7 protein-coding genes are annotated in these 14743 nt (G+C 47.4%); 1 reads left to right on the top strand and 6 read right to left on the bottom strand.

Annotated elements, in window-relative coordinates:
- Nucleotides 1-3 precede the first annotated feature (3 nt).
- Nucleotides 4-5091, bottom strand: a complete 5088-nt coding sequence (locus IEY09_RS00295) for an ATP-binding protein (RefSeq protein ID WP_188869375.1) — start codon at nucleotides 5089-5091, stop codon at nucleotides 4-6.
- Nucleotides 5092-5278: 187 nt separating this feature from the next.
- On the opposite strand from IEY09_RS00295, the gene IEY09_RS00290 reads away from it, so the two are divergent.
- Nucleotides 5279-6352, top strand: a complete 1074-nt coding sequence (locus IEY09_RS00290) for an HD domain-containing phosphohydrolase (RefSeq protein ID WP_188869373.1) — start codon at nucleotides 5279-5281, stop codon at nucleotides 6350-6352.
- 134 nt (nucleotides 6353-6486) lie between these two features.
- Here the strand turns inward: IEY09_RS00290 and IEY09_RS00285 are convergent, their stop codons facing one another.
- From IEY09_RS00285 to IEY09_RS00265, 5 genes are all read right to left on the bottom strand, one after another.
- On the bottom strand, nucleotides 6487-7713 hold the full coding sequence (locus tag IEY09_RS00285; RefSeq protein ID WP_188869371.1) for a dicarboxylate/amino acid:cation symporter: 1227 nt from the start codon (nucleotides 7711-7713) through the stop codon (nucleotides 6487-6489).
- Nucleotides 7714-8102: 389 nt separating this feature from the next.
- Nucleotides 8103-8975, bottom strand: a complete 873-nt coding sequence (locus IEY09_RS00280; protein WP_188869369.1) for a DUF7281 domain-containing protein — start codon at nucleotides 8973-8975, stop codon at nucleotides 8103-8105.
- Entirely contained in the window at nucleotides 8963-10183 is a 1221-nt protein-coding gene (locus IEY09_RS00275; RefSeq protein ID WP_037421933.1) for a hypothetical protein, read from the bottom strand. Before IEY09_RS00275 ends, IEY09_RS00280 begins: the two co-directional genes overlap by 13 nt.
- 42 nt (nucleotides 10184-10225) lie before the next feature.
- Entirely contained in the window at nucleotides 10226-10879 is a 654-nt protein-coding gene (locus tag IEY09_RS00270) for a condensin complex protein MksE (RefSeq protein ID WP_188869578.1), read from the bottom strand.
- Between the two features lie 8 nt (nucleotides 10880-10887).
- Entirely contained in the window at nucleotides 10888-14559 is a 3672-nt protein-coding gene (locus IEY09_RS00265; protein WP_188869367.1) for an ATP-binding protein, read from the bottom strand.
- Between the last annotated feature and the right edge of the window lie 184 nt (nucleotides 14560-14743).

The following is a 14743-nucleotide window of genomic DNA, read 5'->3' as shown; positions in this document are numbered from 1 at the left end:
CGGTTATTCCTTCGTCAACTGCTGTTTAGCCCAAGCTTGGATCTCAATCAGCAGCTCAAGCCCGCGGGTAAAATCAAATTGTCCTATTGTTTGCTTTAATTCGGTCACTAATTGCCGTTGAGGTCGTAAGACGGCCAGTTGACTCAACTGCTCCACTAAAGGTAGCGCATCGGTATTATACTCTTTAATACTTTGAGTTAATTGAATAAACAACTCGTCTAACTCTATTTGAGAAATAGACTGCCATTTCTCATCGGATTGGTTTTCAGCCTGCCACTGAGTTAATGAGGTTAACAACTGCTGTAAATCTGCATGTAGCAAGTCGATGTTTTTTCTAAACATAGTGTGAACATCGGCATCAAACTCCGTCATGCTGTTGATATTATCTAGATAAGTCTCCAATTGCCCTGCCATTTCGCTAATGCTAACTGCTGCAATATTGCCCGCCACGCCTTTGAGGGTATGAAGACTTAATCGCAATGCCTTAACATTCTCCTGCAAAAAAGCATTATTTTGATTTTTAAGGAGATTAGACCCAGTCTGAATAAATAACTCTAATAAATGACGATACAAATCAGCGCGCTGATTACACAGGGACAAGCCTGTATCAATATCAAGTCCAATAATGGATGGCCAAGTCACCTCAACCTCGTCTGGCTCAGATATCGGAGCAGAAAACACTGAAGCCGTTGTCGTATTCGCCACGAGGTGCTGTGCGATAACTGAATATAATTCTTGGACTTGAAAAGGTTTACTGATCTGAGCATTCATACCCGCCGTTAATGCCCTTTGCACATCACTGCGCATCGCATTGGCTGTCATGGCAATAATCGGTAAATCAGCAAATTGCGGCTGCGCTCGTATAAGCCGTGTTGCTTCATATCCATCCATAATCGGCATTTGCCCATCCATCAACACACAATCAAAGGAGCCGTTGGCAAGCCGTTCTAATGCTTCCTGACCGTTCTGCGCGACCGTAATTTGCGCACCAGCTTGACGCAATAACTCCACGGCTAATTCCTGGTTAAGAATGTTATCTTCAACAAGGAGTATCGAGACATCAGCCAACGGATTTTTATCGAGTAGTTTAGCATCACGCTTAGTCTGCTTTTTGGGGATCTCACTCGCATCGATAATTAACTGCAACGACTTGAGCACTTCAATCGGCGTTAAAGGATGTGCTTTAGCGCTAATTTGTGGGTACTTATCCGCTAAAGATTGAATGTAAGCTCGCTCACTACAATTTCCGACCAATAATAAACCAAGGTTATTGTTAGCCAGTACCACGCTCAATAATCCCGGTTCGAACGCTTTGGCATCGCACACTATCGCGTAACGACCCGAGCATTCGCTGAGCTCAGACAACGCGGAATACATCTCCTCAATATGCACTTTCATTGCAACCGCTTCTGCGTAACACGCAAAAATAGCACGCTGAACTGGAGATAGCCCTAATAGAATGAGGTTTTGGCCACGCAGTACCGTAAATTCGCTGGCGAATTCATAGGGCTTAGCCAAGGGCAGACGAAGCCGTAAATAGAAACGGGAACCTTGACCCGATTCACTTTCACACCATACTTCTCCTTGCATTAACTCACTCAAGCGTTTACAGATTGCCAGCCCCAACCCAGTTCCACCGTATTGGCGAGACGTTGATGCATCCAGCTGTTCAAAAGAGTCGAATAATCGCGCCTGTTTATCTGCAGATATCCCAATGCCGGTATCTGCCACGCAAAAGGTCAGCATCGCGCCATGCTTATCAAGCTCAGCTTGGCAACTGAGTAAAATATCACTGCCCTTGGGAGAGAATTTCACCGCATTGTTGCAGTAGTTCAGTAAAATCTGCCCAAGACGCAGCGGATCACCCATAAAATAGCGGGGACAATCGGTAGCGACGTCATAAATTAAGGTCATATTTTTTTCTTCAGCCTTAAAACCTATCACGTTGCTCAGTTGGGTCAGCACCTCGTCAAGGTCAAACTCGATCTGCTCTACCGTGAGTTTATTGGCTTCGATTTTTGAAAAATCCAAAATATCGTTGATGATATTGAGCAATGAGCCAGCGGCCTGATGCACCTTAGCAATATAATCCTTTCTTTTTTCGGCTAAATCCGTTTGCAATGCCAGATAAGACATACCGATAATGGCATTCATTGGTGTGCGGATTTCGTGGGACATATTCGCCAAAAAGTCAGACTTAGCTTGGTTTGCTGCATCCGCCTGCGCTTTAGCGCTAGCCAACTCCGCTTGAATTGCCTTAGCTTGGGTAATATTTAAGGCCCAACACAAATTAGCATGCTGGCCATCATGGAATGTGGAATAGGCCGTAAATGATACATCGAGTGACTGGCCATCAGTTCCCTTTAGCTTGGACTCAAATACGACATACTCCTGCTCGGGCGCAAGTCCTCGAATGTAATCTTGATAATCCTTAGGCTGGAGAAAAATATCAGCTACAGCATGATCCACTGCTAAGCCAGTCATCTGCGTCATTTGCGCATTCACATAACGGCAAATACCATTAACGCAAACCCAGACTCCAATCGGGCTCATCCCCAGCACGTTTTTGAGCAGATTACGCTCATGGCGAATAAGGCTGTCCACCAAGCGGCGCTCGGCCAAATTGTGGTAAGTGGCGAGCACAAACGGCTCAGCATTTAACTCAATAAATTTAAGCGTCACCTCAACGGAAATCGCTTGCCCAAGACGGTTGGTAATCTCCGCCTCAAATTTAAGCCCCCCTTGTTTGAGTACCTCTTCAACACTCTGCGCTATTTGAGAAACCGAGCCCATAAAGGTATCTGCAAGATGAAATTGTGTTAGTGAAGTGCCAACTAACAATGCCTTATCTTCAACCTGCAGCAAGCTTTGCAGTGCCGCATTACACTCCTTAATCGTTCCTTGATTGTCAATAATCACACAGGCACTATCAACAGAATCAAATAACGCATGGAATTTTTGTAAGCTGGATTTAAGCTCTAGTGCACTGGCTTGACGTATCATCATTTCGCGCTTAAGCATATGGCGCCATACCATAAACACCATAAATAGCACTAACAGTGCTCCGGCAGAGATACTCACCCAGCGCTTAATCACTTGGGGATCAATACCTATTTCATACAATACCTTAAACCAACGGTCATCCAGTTCGGCGCGCGTCGATGCCGGAATTGCGGCCAACGCTTTATTCAAAATACTTTGCCATTCAGGCCAATCCTTACGCACTCCGATGGCATTTTTAAACTCATAATCCAGCGGGGTAACCAGCTCTAACTGTTTATATTCTGGAGATTGGAGCGATTTTACCGCCTTGGGTAATAAAACAATCGCAGCATCCACCTCTGCGGTTAACGTTGCGGCCAACACATCTTCTAATCGATTGAATCGCTTTAGGTTTAATTGCGGGTAATGTTCAGTTAAATATTCATCAGTAATATCACCGCGGGTAACCGCCACTTTTTTACCGAACAATCCGTTTATATCATCAACGGTAGCAGCATCTTTTCTCATCACGATTACGGCAGGGAAATTACCGATGTCATCGGTGTATAGAAAACGATCTTGGCGTATTTGGCTAATTGAAATGAGCGAAATCATATCAAGCTTGCCCGCATCAAAATCTGCCATGGTTTGCTGCCAAGAAGCAGAAGGCTGAACAGCTAAATTAATAGGGAGCAATTTAGCAAGCTCAGAAAAATAGCTGGCCATTAGTCCCGCATGCTTGCCTGCTTGGTCAAAGTAATCTAACGGTGCACCATCGGGCTCAATTCCGACCCGGATCAATGGATGTTGCCGTAAAAAATCCCGCTCTTGCGGTGTTAATGTATTTAAAAACTGCACCTGAGTCTGAGTGGGTAACAAGTCGGCAAGGCGTAACTCGTTGAATGAGAGTGCAGGATTAAAATTGCGTGTTATGCGCTTAAAATCGAGATACAAGGGGTCAAAATCCAGTATTGATTTATAGTCGTAATAATTATTCGGGGTAATAACCACCAAGGGAGAAACAAAACTGCCTTTACTCCACTTCCTACCGCTAGCAGTTAAATGATCAAATAAAATCGATAAAGCAATAGCCCCTGAAAACTCACTTCCTGCAATTGCAGCCTGAATTTTATCTTGTGCCATCGCCTGCCCCAACGCCTTTGACCATAGCATTGAGCCTATAGCTGGCACATTTTCGCCCTCGGGTTGGTGGACTTTTTCTGCAATCGCAACAGCGGCTGCCGCATTCATAGTGACTATGGTAGTTAACGCTGGTTGCGCAGCGATAGCACTGCCAAATTCTGCCAAGGCTTGCTCGATACTCCAATCGGTATATGCGACTTTCAGCGTTCCCTTGGTTGGCAAAGAATTCATAAAATGCTGAACATCTTCAACTCCTCGTTCAACATTCGAATTACCCTGAGGGCCTGCAATTAACAATACGGCTGGTTGATCATGGTTAAGCCGATTTATCGCCAGTAAGTTGTGCATCAATAGTTGCCCAGATTTGTAGTCATTGATATTCACATTGGCAATAAAATTAGGCAGTTCAGCTAAGATGGTAGGACTGAGCATGCCTAACTCAGACCTTAATGTCACAACAGGTATCTGATGCTTTAGCGACTCAAGGATTAATTCCCTGCCCAAATCAGCGATGGGGACAAATATCAGGCCATCACTCCCTTGATTGATTGCCTCGCGCCCTAACGCCATAAGGGTGCCTTGCGTGCCATCGCTGTAGGATACAGTTAAGCGGATATTTAAATCTGAAGCAGCAGCTTGCGCCATTTCGCCAATTCGTCGATTTAAAGGCGTATCCATGGCCAAAATCATGCTGACATGTAAAGGGGAAAATGACTCTTGCAGATGCTTAACGCCATTAACAGTTGATTGAGATGACGCGGCACTGACATTCAAACAGGCAAAGAGACAAGAGAACAACAAATAAGCTAAGCGCCATGACGCACAGCGATAGAAAGGTAAGATTGAATAGGTTTTAATTAACATGCTTGCTGGCTTAAAAATAGCATCCGACTTCACCAACAAGCTGAGCAGGTAGCTTAGGCTATCACCTAGCACTGATTTATTTCTATTCGTGCCTTTTAGCATAGATTTTTTATTCCTAAACAAGATAAGGTGATACATCGCAAAACGCAGGCTCAACAAGCTTAACTTACTCTGAAACATGGTTAAAATTAAAAGCTACATGCTAACATAGTACAGCGTGGTTTACGGACTACTCACACATTTACGATGTGGCAGTAGAGGTTATTTATAAGATAAATAAGGGACTATTATGGCGCAGACTTCAGCTAAACCTATCATTCTAATCGTTGATGATTCAGCGGATAATATTCAAATTATGAATGGCTTACTGTGTGATAAATATAGTATTCGCGCAGCCACATCCGGCGCGAATGCCCTCGCCTTAGCCAGTCTTGACCCTATTCCGGATCTCATTCTATTAGACGTGATGATGCCTGAGATGGATGGATTCCAATCCTGTAGTCGCCTAAAATTAAATCCTGTCACTCGCCACATTCCAATTATCTTTGTCACAGCAAAAACAGACACCCTAGATGAGCGCACAGGTTTTGAATTAGGTGCTGTCGACTATATTTCTAAGCCCATAAATCCTGCCATTCTGGAAGCACGAATACAGACACATTTAAAATTAGCGTCGAGAACTAACCTGCTCGAAGACCTTGTACAACAACGCACTCTAGAGCTTGAATCTGCAAGGCAAAAAATTATCAACAAACTCGGCCGTGCCGCTGAATTTAGGGATAATGAAACTGGCTTACATATTATCAGAATGAGCCAGTATAGTTTTTTGTTAGCACAACAAATTGGACAACCTGCCTATTGGTGCCAATTACTGCTAAATGCAGCGCCAATGCATGATATCGGAAAAATCGGTATACCCGATGCAATTTTACTAAAACCCGGAAAGTTAACCCTTGAAGAATATCAAATAATTCAAAAACACCCGGAAATCGGTGCTGAAATAATAGGCGAAGATGACGATCCACTATTGCATATGGCCAAAGAGATTGCGCTTTATCACCATGAACGCTGGGATGGCACAGGCTACCCTTGTAAGCTCAGTCAAAAGCAAATCCCACTTTGTGCCCGTATCGCCACGATCGCAGATGTGTTTGATGCCTTAACGACTTCACGCCCTTATAAAGCCGCTTGGAGTATCGACGATGCATTTAAATATTTGCGCGATGGCGCAGGCTCGCAGTTTGATCCATTTCTCGTTAGTGCATTCCTCGAATGCAAAGCGGAAATTACCGATATTTGCACCCAATTCGCAGAACCAACGTCAGAGCATTCTACAGTTGTGGAAGTCGAATTAACTGATTGATTTAGTTAGTGAGTCACTCTCATACTCGAACCATCAAAGATCTGGGATCGCATTGATTATCGCTAAACAACCTAAAGAGAGCAGTTTGTGCTCCTTCAGGCTGTTAGGTCAGAGTCTATTATCGCGCCATCAGGCTATTTAATCGCCTTTTCGGTTTGATCGACTATGGTCAATACCGCGGTATCGCCCACCACGTTACATGAGGTCAGCACCATATCGATGATGCGATCCAGCGCCGCCACTATCGCAAAGGCTTCAATCGGCAAGCCCATTTGATGGATTAATACGCCAATCATCACCATACCGCCACCGGGCACACCACCGGCGCCAACCGATAATAAAAAGATACTAAATAGCAGCGAAGGCAATTGCTCGCTGGTGATTGGCATACCAAAGGCATTGGCAACAAAGAAAATCGCAATGGTGATATAAATCGCCACGCCGCCCATATTCATGGTCGCCCCGAGCGGCACACCAAAGCCAGCCACAGCGTGATTCACCCCAAGCTTTTCGGTTAGCGTACGCATAGTCACGGGAATCGTGGCATTGGAGCTGGCGGTAGACAGTGAAAACAGCACTTGCTCCTGCGTCTTCGCCCGAAAGGTCTTGGCCGAAATCGGTGTAAACATACCGACCGCCAACGGATACACCACAAAAATCCACAGTAATAACAACGCTAAAATCAGCACTAGGTATTCGAGCACACTCATAAATACCGCTGCATCTAAGGTGGCGCCCAACTTAAACATCAACGCAAACACCCCGAAAGGCGCGAGACTCATCACCACAGAAATCAGTTTCATCATGATTTTATTGGCGGTTTGAAAACCTTGTACCGCACCAGCTACGTGCTCACCGAGGGATTTCATCACTCCACCGAGCATCAGTGCCATAAAGATCACTTGCAGCATATTGCCCGACATAAATGCCGCCACCGGGTTGCGCGGCACTATATCAATCAGCAGCGCCATTAAGCTTGGGAGTTCGGTCGCGGTAATGGCGACACCATCGGTGCTACTCATATCGACACCTTTACCTGGGTCGAGCAGGAGCACCACTAAAAGAGCGGTAGAAATAGCCACTACGGTATTCACTATGTAAAAGCCGAAGGTTTTGCCGCCTAAGCGCCCAAAGCTTTTTAAGTCCTGCAGCTCGCACACACCGCAAACGATACTGACAAATACCAGAGGTACGACCAACATCATGATCATGTTGACGAACATAGTGCCGACGCCGCTAGCCAATTCGACTAAATTGCCTGAAAAAAAGCCAATATCGTTTAAAAAATACTGCACTAAAGTGCCAAGAATAAGTCCCGCAAATAGACCGATAAAGATCCGTGTCGAAAGTGATTTCATCATGCTGATCGTTTTCCCAGATAGCTCATCTTTTGATATTCATCTTCCCTAATGAGCAACATCGCCATTCCCTTTTGATTTAGGCGGGGATAGTGAAACATGCTGGATGCAAATTCAATGAATAAATTTGCTTATTTGATTTTCAATTAAGCTAAGCACATCACAAAAATTCTGTACTTAACTGATTTTTATTAAAAATAAAATCATCGATTAATAATCACGCTATTAATACATAAGTTAAAAAATCAAAAATTAAACACTATTTAAACCAAATAAACACAATTAATCGATTAATACCGAATAAGACTAGATTTAAAAACTGAATAAATACTTTACACAGTATTAAAAACTACAGATATCGAACTTAACAGAGAGATGGGGAAGGATAACGACTAACAATATGCCAGTAGCACTAGCTCAAGCCGATGCGACAGCAGGTGCTGCTGTTTAATGCTAATTCGTTGCTGAGTTAACCAACGGCTTAATGGCTGCCAATTTTTTAAGTCGATTGACTGTAAATATTTAGCCTGAGGCGCTTGCTTAGCAAAGTCATCAGCGGAATTAATCTGTGGGATAGCGAGTAACTCGCTGGGCGCAAAAAGCGCTAACTGCGGCACGATACAATGGGTCATGCCCGTTAAAGTATGGGCAATTTGCAGCCCTGCGGGGTCGAGATCGGTAAAGGCAATAATCGGCATTTTACCCGCCATCGCCTGTAAAAACTGCCGCACACCGATGGGGGAATGATGACCGCTGCCACGGTAAATCACCATAATGCGGCTAAGCTCTTCAGGTAAGCGCGTTTGGGTTATTGCATCGAATATATCTAGGTTTTCAACCACTAAGATGGCGTTAACATCAAGCTCATCGCAATGGATTTGCGCCTCATCTAAGGGAGTACGTAACGAGGCCCGAGCTGAAATCCCCAAGGGCGGCGATTCAAAACCGAGATACTTCAACAAAACATACTCGGCTTCGGGGCGGATGTTCGCCAGCTTCTCATTCTGGCTTTGGGCGGACATGGTGATGCGGTCTAGATTAAAGTCCAGTGCCTGTAAATCCACGCCCTCTTTTGCCAATACACCTTGGCGCAGCAACTCAAAATCCCGTGGCGCAAAACACAAATATTTTTCCGCACCATCCAGCTCGCCTACCTCTAACTCACGGTAAATCGTTCGCCAATTCGGGCTAAGTTTTACCCTTGGAGCGCGATTAAGATAAACGCTCTCCAAGAGTTGTAACTGCTGTTTACCTAGGCGAGCCATAATTCCACATCGCGGATAATAAAGTTACCGCTGTAGATGGGGTGAGGTTCGCCTAAGGGCTCTAACTCGAAGTAAGCCTTATGCTCATCGGGTAAGCCTTCGTAGCCGCCAATCACTTGATAAATCCAGCTTTCGGCATCCCACGGCAGGGCTTTTTCGACTAAGTAATCGAGCGCCGATTGACGTAAGCCCGACTCAATCACATCGACGAAGTAAGTATCAACCGCTTGCTTGAGTGGATTATCAGGAATATCAAAGTCTTCGCTTTGGGTAAGCGATACACTGACATCATGCTCGCGTACAGTCTCAACTATGCCCTGACGACTAATCGACTTAATGTGGGCGACGATATTCATCAGCTCAAGCTCTTGGCTGGCGTTATGCACATCCACAGACGCTGGTGCCAATAACACTTCGGCGCGATTGAAAAGACTCGGGATTTCCTTGTGGGACACATGGTCCGCAGGGCGGTAATCCGGATGCAAATCGGTGTACAGTAACCAGCCCTTAAGCAAGCGGGTACGACCGCGAATTTGCCTAAAGCGACCGAGAAGTTCCAGCAACCGTCCCTGCACCACACTGAGCTCCTGGGCGCAGTCGCTCATGGTTTCCTGCAAGGTGGTCACAAGCAGCTTACGCAGCTCACGAATATCACCGGCGATTTCGCCTAATTCGCTAAACTGGAACATCTCCAAACCATTTAGCAATTCAGACACTTGGCTCTGGGCGAGTTCGTTTTCGCGGATCTTAGCGTTAATGGTACCGACATAACCGAACTCGTTGTTGATCCGCCCCCACAACACGCGGATCGAATAGCGCAAACTGTCGGCAAAGCTATATACATGCTCACTTAAATCAGACAGATACGCCTCGGCAGCACTGTAATCTGAGCTGTGACGCGCTTCTTTATAATGGTCAGCCAAGGTTTTAATGGTAGCGAGCGCCGAGCCGACGTTGGAGTCGATTTGGCGATTACGCTCATCACTTAAGCCTTCTTCGAGCAAGGCTCGCACCGAGCGTTTAAGGCGCAGCTCTTGGTCTGGCTCTGGGCGCCATAAAATCCCTGCCTGTTTGAGTTTTTCAACCACGGCGGGATCATGGGCATCTTCATTGAGCGAGCCCGCTAAATAGGCGTCCATAATGATGTCAGCATGGCGGCCTAACTGCTTGAGTAGCTTAACCCCAGCCTGATGTAAGTTACTGCTCATCACGGCCTCCTTGGTTGATGCTATGCATTATCGTCCAAGGCATCATAGTAAATCCCGCTGGATCGCCGTTTCCGCCTGCGCCTCTAGGCTTAGGCCTTCAGTTTCGTCAATAAAACGGATCACTTCGTACAGATAATCCAGCTTGCCGGTGGCGATATAAATTTGCTTTTCAACGTTGGGGCGCACCAGATAGCCAAGTTCCACTAAGCGTTTGAACACTAACTTAATTTGCGCATCACTATTGGTACTGGTTGAGCCGAATAAGCGGTATTGGCTGAGTTTGGCCAACTGCTCACGAAACGCGGGCGTATCTTCAATTCGGCTTTGCAGCTCGGTTAACCGTACTGGCGCACCTTCGCTTAAGGGGGCATCTTGGCCGCTGGCTTCCTGCACTAATACCAGCCACTCCACCATGGGGATAAGTGCCTGACAAATATCCTTAAACTGCGATGAAATCACCTTGCGCTCGCTCTCGCCTAACTGCAAATAACCGCAGAAAAACACGTCACCCTCGGCGGCCGAGGCCACGGTGCGGTTGATTTGGTTCAGATAAGCCTCGACCCGCTCGCGGGTGCTGTTATTTTTCAATGCGCGCCAGCCATCTTCATTGGTGGTGCGGCAAATAAATTCGCCCTTGAGCAAGAGTTCGATAATGGCGCCCGTGCCGACTAAGACGGTTTGGTTTGACTCATTCATGGCACTCATTAGATGGCCTCCTTGCTCAGGCGTTTACTCAACAAATCGGCAATCGGATTGGCTTTGGGCTTCACCACCTGCAACTTCTTAGTTTGTTTATTAATAATGTAACGGTGCTCAAACAGGTTCAGCACTTCTGACTCTGGGTTCGGGAAGGCGCCTAACACGCTGATATTGTTGTTACCACAGGCATCGAAAATCTTCTTCACGTTGGTGTGGTGCAGCGTGCCCAGCTCGTCAATCGGCCAGTGAATGGTCACATCGGCACGGCCACGTAGCAAGCGCGTAAATGCCAACAGGAACTTACATAAAATCAGGTAAGCCATACCGTGGCTGGAGGATTCGTTCAGCTGTCTGTCGGTGCGGATAATCAAATCGCTATTGCCTTCTTTGAGGCGCAGCTCGATTTCCAGCAGCTTTGAAATGCCACCCGTCAGTGCCGCGCGGCCAATAATATCCAAGGCGCGGCGCATGCTGTTGGTGTATTCCTCATCGGGCAGACCATTAAAGCCATCGGCTTTCCAATTTTTGAAGGCTTTAACAAACTGCTCAAGCTCGGGCCAAAACTCTAATTCGCTGATCTTAGAACGAATACGAACCGCAGATTCCGATACGCCATCGAGGAATAACTCCTCGCCCACTTCGCGGGTAATGCGCGCACTTTGCGAAGCGATACGACGGTCGATATCGGCCAGCACATCGTAAAAGGCGGTTAAATCAACACCGAAGATCCGCCCCTGTTCACGCAGCGCCATAATGGATTGCGGCACAATCACATTGAGTAGCTGTTCAAGCTGCGGCACAAGCTTGCGGTAATCCAGCAGGCGAATACCTTTGTCGTTGATAAAGCTCGACTCTTCGCGGGCACGCTCCCAGGTTTCGGCTAAGCCTGAACCTGACTTGCTGGCAATCACAGAGTCGAAATGCTCCACATATTGCTTAACCGAGCCCATCAGATAATCGCGTTTTAGCAGTAAATCTTCACCCTGACGCAAACGCTCGCCGAGGCTACCTTGGGCTTCTTCATTGTTGGCGGGCAGTTTCAGCTCGGCCAACTTACGCATCACGGCGCGCAGTTTAGTTAAGTTTTCAGAGGCTTCAATCTGCGCCGCATCCGAGGCCTTACGCTCGGTCTCGAGTTGTTGGCGACGGGTTTTCACCTCTTGCGTCTTGGCTTTAAGCTGCTGATCGATTTCTGAGGCGGCACGTTTAACGTCGCTTAACTGGGTTTGCAGCTTGGGCTTACGGATAAGCCAAGTGTGTTGATACCAATCGTCAAAGCGCAATACTTCGCTGCGACGCTGCTCGGCGCGGCTGATTTTGGTTTCAAGCTCACGGATTTGTTGCTTGAGTTTAAGGATATTGTCCTCATCCACACCGCGGGATTTAAGCTCGTTTTTGTACCAGGTTTCACAGGCTTTTTGCTCAGCCTTAGCGCTTTCGCGGCGGGCGTCGATAGTGGCCTTGATTTGCCCCAGTTGATTGTCGAGCGCGCCAATCACTTCCTGCCAGTAGGCTTGTTTTTCCATCCGCGCTTCGAGCGCCTGCTCTTTTTGCTCTTCGAGCCAGAGCTGATGTTGATGCTTAAGCTGCTTTAACTCGCCATCGAGTTGAGTTAAGCGCTGCTGGGCAAAGGCTTTACGCTCGGCCAGCGCCTTGTTGATTTTATCCTGCTCACCGCGTTTTTCATCGAACAGACGACGTAAATCATCGCGGCTATTCTTATAAGCCGTACGGGCAAAGGTCAGTTCGCGGCTGAGTTTATCCAGCTCGCCGTTAATCGCCACCAGCTGTGATTCGGCCTCGGCCTGCAATTCCTGCGCGCTTTGCAGGGCTTCTTCGGCCTTGCTTAAACGAATACGTAGCTCCTGCTCGGAGGCGGCATATTCAGGCACATCAATGGCTTTAAGATCTAAATGCACCCCAAACACAGTGTCGCTCTCGCCCATCACACTTGGGTGTAAATCGGTGCGATGCAGTAACTCTGGCGCAATCACTTTACCCAGACTTTGCTCCCAACCTTGGGCTTCCTTACGTAGGAACTCAAGTAAAGTATGGGACTGCGGGAACAGCATATGGTGCAGTTCATCGAGCGCGGTTTGGCGCTCGTTAACCCGCAGACTGGCGATACGCAGCGCTTCGTTGGCTTGGTCGCGTTTGGCGCGTAATTTACGCTCCTCGCCCGTTAAGCGCTCAACCTTGGCATTGCAGCTTTCTTGCTCTTCGTCGGCGCGGTGGATCCGCTCGTCGAAAATCGCAAGGCTTAACTTTTCTTCCTCGGTGTAGGTTACGCCATCGACACGTAACTTAAGCTCGGCGGCATTGAGTTTGAATTGGTATTCCTGCTCGCTAAAGCTCGCCTTGCCCGCATCCATTTGGCTGCGCCATTGGGCTTCGAGGGCATCGAGATCGGCTCTTGCCACTTCACGCTGCTTGTCGCGCGCTTCGCGTTGCTTGTCATGTTCGGCGTGCAAACCTTCAAGCTCGCGGTTTAACTGCTCACCAATTTTGCTGCGGCGAGCATTGTAAGCCGCTTCAATATCTTGGTGATTTTCGGTTTGTAACTTGTGGCGCTCGCTTAAGTTTTCCATGTCCGCGCGCCAGTTTGGCAGCATGTCCAAATCGGCCTTGGCTTGCTCGATATTGGCATCTAAAAAGGCGCCGTGCTGATCTTCAATGGCATCTAGCTCGTACTCGCACTTGGCCACGTCACCCTTGGCGGCGGATAGGTCGAGGTTAAGCTCGTCACGCACTTCTTTCCATTCGTCGTCCAACATTCGAAGCTTTAAATTCAGCTCCTTAGACAAGGTTTGTTGGATCTCTAACCGATCGGCCTCTAGGGTTTCGTCATTGCGATAACCTCGGGACAGGCTCGAGAGGCGCATCTCGGCGCTGAGCAGTTGGTTAAATTCCTGCTCAAGTTTTTCAAACTCGGGGCGGATCACTTCAAAGCCTTGGATTAACTGGCTCTCGCGGATCCATGCTTCGACGCGCTGTGGGTTTAAGCGCGAGCTTGGCGGATTTACTCCATCTTCTTCCAAAATGGCGGCGATCATCGATTTGACCGTTTCCATTTTGCCTTCTTTGGAGTGGACGGCTTTAGCGAGTTTCTCGATATGGCGCAGTGAATGCTCGCCTTCACACAGGGCAAATTGGCGCGCATAGGCCCGCAGTTCGCTGCGGTTGCTACCCGTACTCAACAGGGTGCGGTCGTTTTGAATAATCGCGCGGTATTCGCGGGTGTTGAGCAAGTTGGTGGTAGCTACGCCTTGGCGTTTTAAATCACGGCCAAGTTCTGCCATGTTGTGGCAGAGAATAGTGTCACCATTTTGCGATTTAATATAATCACTTAACTCAAAGCCCTTGGCGATAAAGCGGTAGTTCACGCCTTTACCATCACCCGCCGACGCCAGCACGGCTTGGTAGAGCAAGCCATCGGCCTTTTGGTATTCGTAAATGATGTAGCTTGAATCGTGTGGCAAGTACCAACGCTCGAAACTATCGCGGGTTGAAGGCACCACGCGGCTAGGATATTCGCCATAAAATACCGGCACTAAACGTTGTAGCGTGGTTTTACCCGAGGCGTTAGTACCACAAATATTGGTATGGCCATTGAGGGCGAGTTCCACAACGCCCGGAAGGTGCGTATCAATCAGCACAATACGAATCAAGCTTGGCATTTCATTCCTTATCCAAACGGGAGCACCTTATGTAAAAGCGAACGATAAGGTCATCCAAAAGCGGCATCGAACTTCAAACATGGTGATGTTAAAAATCGTGGCCTTAAAATTAAGCCCCTAAAATAAGGCAATCGTCGAGCCTTGGCAATTAAGCACCTAGGGCTGAATGCGTTAGCTCACATCA

Origin of the sequence: Shewanella xiamenensis, assembly GCF_014647135.1 — a bacterium.
GTDB lineage: Bacteria > Pseudomonadota > Gammaproteobacteria > Enterobacterales > Shewanellaceae > Shewanella > Shewanella xiamenensis.
Note: the sequence above shows the minus strand (reverse complement) of the source record. Positions and strands in the feature narration are given on the sequence as shown.

Excerpts from the sequence above, each read along its gene's own strand:
- IEY09_RS00295 (WP_188869375.1), bottom strand. The coding sequence starts at position 5,091 with ATGCTAAAAGGCACGAATAGAAATAAATCAGTGCTAGGTGATAGCCTA.
- IEY09_RS00290 (WP_188869373.1), top strand. The coding sequence starts at position 5,279 with ATGGCGCAGACTTCAGCTAAACCTATCATTCTAATCGTTGATGATTCA.
- IEY09_RS00285 (WP_188869371.1), bottom strand. The coding sequence starts at position 7,713 with ATGATGAAATCACTTTCGACACGGATCTTTATCGGTCTATTTGCGGGA.
- IEY09_RS00280 (WP_188869369.1), bottom strand. The coding sequence starts at position 8,975 with ATGGCTCGCCTAGGTAAACAGCAGTTACAACTCTTGGAGAGCGTTTAT.
- IEY09_RS00275 (WP_037421933.1), bottom strand. The coding sequence starts at position 10,183 with ATGAGCAGTAACTTACATCAGGCTGGGGTTAAGCTACTCAAGCAGTTA.
- IEY09_RS00270 (WP_188869578.1), bottom strand. The coding sequence starts at position 10,879 with ATGAATGAGTCAAACCAAACCGTCTTAGTCGGCACGGGCGCCATTATC.
- IEY09_RS00265 (WP_188869367.1), bottom strand. The coding sequence starts at position 14,559 with ATGCCAAGCTTGATTCGTATTGTGCTGATTGATACGCACCTTCCGGGC.